Below are 1094 nucleotides of genomic sequence, written 5' to 3'. Positions count from 1 at the left end.
TAAAGCTCCCCTGCAACACCCGCCGGTACCAGACGAAGACCCTCGTCCAAAACGTAGAGCCGCGTGTTGTAGAGCGGCTTGCCGAGCGGGGCCGCGATGCTGCCCTGAAGCGCGTCGCTCATCGTGGCGCAGACCGTCACCTCGGTCGGGCCATAGCCGTTCAGCATATGACGCCCGCGCGACCACTCCCCGATCACCTCCGGCGGACACGCCTCGCCCGCGACCAGAAGATGCGTAACACCCGCCAGATCGGCGACGGACAACGAAGTCAGGACGGCCGGCGGCAAGGTGGCATGGGTGACGCCATCCCGCGCCAGCACCGCGCCCAGCCCCGCCCCGGAGCGACGGTCTTCCGGCACCAGCACCAGCGCCGCGCCAGACAGCAGCGCCATGCAGATCTCCCAGAGCGCCGCATCGAAGCTCAGCGAGGCGAATTGCACGATGCGACTCTCCGCCGTGACGGCGAAGCGGTCGATCTGGCTGGCGAGCAAGCCAGGAATACCGGCATGGGTGACCACGACGCCCTTTGGCGTTCCGGTGGATCCGGAGGTGTAGATGACATAGGCGGGGGAGCGCGGGTCGAGCGGCCGCCGGCGCTCGGCGTCGCTCGGATCGGTCTGCGGCGCGGCTTCGAGCGCCGCGACCAGCGCCCGGTCGTCCAGACACAGGATCGGCGTGCCCTCGGCCAGCCCGCCGCCCAGCCGCCATGCGGTGCGGTCCAGCGCGATCACGCAACGCGGCCGCGCATCCGCGAGCATGACGGCGAGCCGTGCCTCGGGATAATCCGGATCAAGCGGCAGATAGGCCGCACCAGCCTTCAGTATCGCCAGCAGCGTCACCACCATCTCGAACGAGCGCGGCAGGCTCAGCGCCACGATGTCCTCGGGACCGATCCCCAGCCCGATCAGATGATGCGCCAGCCGATTGGCCCGCGCGTTCAGCGTGCCATAGTCGAGGCTCGCCCCCTCCAACACCAGCGCGACCGCATCCGGACGCCGCCCAACCTGCGCCTCGAACAACGCTGGCACCGTCGCCGGCGGCACCGGATGCGCCGTGTCGTTCCAATCAATCAACAGTTGCCGGCGCTCCTCCGG

General features: G+C 69.3%; 1 protein-coding gene. It reads right to left on the bottom strand.

The features are described from left to right. On the bottom strand, window positions 1-1094 hold a 1094-nt coding region (locus tag FHS74_RS30110; protein WP_184807960.1), incomplete at both ends, for an AMP-binding protein.

The organism is Nitrospirillum iridis, assembly GCF_014205765.1.
Classification (GTDB): Bacteria; Pseudomonadota; Alphaproteobacteria; order Azospirillales; family Azospirillaceae; genus Nitrospirillum; species Nitrospirillum iridis.
This window is presented reverse-complemented; position numbering and strand designations above follow the sequence as displayed.